Annotated in this window: 2 protein-coding genes and 2 pseudogenes; all 4 read right to left on the bottom strand. The window is 69.1% G+C overall.

Features of this window, described 5'->3' with window-relative positions; all coding sequences use genetic code 11:
- Nucleotides 1–246 (bottom strand): annotated as a pseudogene (locus G3N99_RS40230) (two-component sensor histidine kinase); the annotation flags it as partial.
- On the bottom strand, nt 246–959 hold the full coding sequence (locus G3N99_RS40225) for a response regulator (protein WP_174937108.1): 714 nt from the start codon (nt 957–959) through the stop codon (nt 246–248). The pseudogene G3N99_RS40230 and the gene G3N99_RS40225, both read right to left, overlap by 1 nt.
- Nucleotides 960–1002: 43 nt before the next feature.
- Nucleotides 1003–1308, bottom strand: coding sequence for an EF-hand domain-containing protein (locus G3N99_RS40220; protein WP_122947597.1), 306 nt, complete (start codon nt 1306–1308; stop codon nt 1003–1005).
- 99 nt (nt 1309–1407) lie between these two features.
- Nucleotides 1408–1590 (bottom strand): annotated as a pseudogene (locus G3N99_RS40215) (hypothetical protein); the annotation flags it as partial.

Here is a 1590-nt window from a genome sequence, read left to right as displayed (position 1 = left end):
GGGCGGCAGCGCGGCCTGGCCGCCGAACTGCGCGATGACCGTGCCGCCGGCGTCGGGCGGCAGGCTGGCGAGCGTGCGGTCGAGCAACCGCACGTAGTCGGAGAAGACGATGGAGGCCCGCTCGATGCGCGGGCGCTGCACGTAGTGCAGCAGCACGGTGAGCGAACAGGCGAGCGACAGCGCGACGAGCGCCACCAGCAGCGCGATGTTGCGCGCGAGCAGCGAGCGCGGCAGCGGGATGCGCATCACGACTCGATGCCGGCCACCAGCATGTAGCCGATGCCCCAGACGGTCTTGATGAAGCGCGGCTTGCCGGGATCGTCCTCGACGATCTGGCGCAGCCGCAGGATCTGCACGTCGACGCTGCGGTCGAGTGCGGCATGGTCGCGGCCGCGGGCGCGGGCGAGCAGGTTCTCGCGGCTCACCGCGCGGTTCGGTGACGAGCCGAGTGCATGCAACAGCAGCATCTGCGCCGAATGGATTTCTACGGGTGTGCCGTCGCGCATCAGCGTCTGCTGGCTGACGTCGAACGTGAATGCGCCGAAACGCAATCGCTGCGACGTGACCGTCGGCTCGCCGGCCGCCATTTTCTGCCGTCGCAGCAGTGCGCGGACGCGGGCCACGAGTTCGTCGGGGAGAAACGGCTTCGCCAGGTAATCGTCGGCGCCCGTCTCGAGGCCGACGACCTTGTCCGCGGCGTCGCCTTTCGCGGTGAGCATCAGGATCGGCAGCGTCTGGCCTTCGGCACGCAGGCGCCGGCACACGCTCAGGCCGTCCTCGGGCTCCATCATCAGATCGAGCACCAGCAGGTCGTACGGTTCGCGCTGCAGCAGGCGGTCGAGCCGCTTGCCGTCGGCGACCGCGCGGACCTGGAAGCCATGGCCGGTCAGGAAGCGCTGCAGCATGTTGCGCAACTCGGCTTCATCGTCGAGCACGACGATCCTGCAGGACTGTTCCATCGCTTGCCTCCCGGTGCGTGCGCGGCCGGATTGTCGTGCGGGGTCAACGGGCCGCCATGCGCTGGCGCATGAAACCGGCGAGCTGCTCGAGCGTGACGTAGCCGTTGTGCTGCGTGTCGATTTCGTCGAAATGCTGCGCGACCATCGGCATGCCCGCGGCGGCCTGCTCGCGGGTGAGCTTGCCGTCGTGCGTCGTGTTCGCGCTGGCGAAGCGGGTCTGCAACTGCATCAGCGCGCGTTCGACGCGTGCACCGCCGTTCGCCGCGCCGGGCGGCACCTGCTGGGCCGACGCTGCTGCTGAGACGATACACAAAACGACGACGGCAATCATCTTCTTGATGGACTTCATGGGGTTTCTCCTTGCGTGGCCGACGGTCTGCGCCGGCCGGGTGGTTGATGAAACGGATGGAAAACGAAACGAAGCGAAACGAAACGCAGTGGCGCCGGGTTACGCCCAGTGCGCCGGCACCCACACGCGGCCGGCCCAGTGGGCGGGCACCCAGATGACGGCGCGCGGCGGGTGAGCGACATACACGGCGCGCGGGGCGACGTACACGGAGCGCGGCAGCGGCGGAGCGAGGTACAGGACCTTCGGCGGCGGCGGGGCGACGTAGACGACGCGCGGTGCCGA

It is taken from the genome of Burkholderia sp. Ac-20392, from assembly GCF_017104585.1.
Taxonomy (GTDB): domain Bacteria; phylum Pseudomonadota; class Gammaproteobacteria; order Burkholderiales; family Burkholderiaceae; genus Burkholderia; species Burkholderia lata.
The sequence above is the reverse complement of the archived record's forward strand: the minus strand, read 5'-3'. Positions and strand labels throughout refer to the sequence as shown.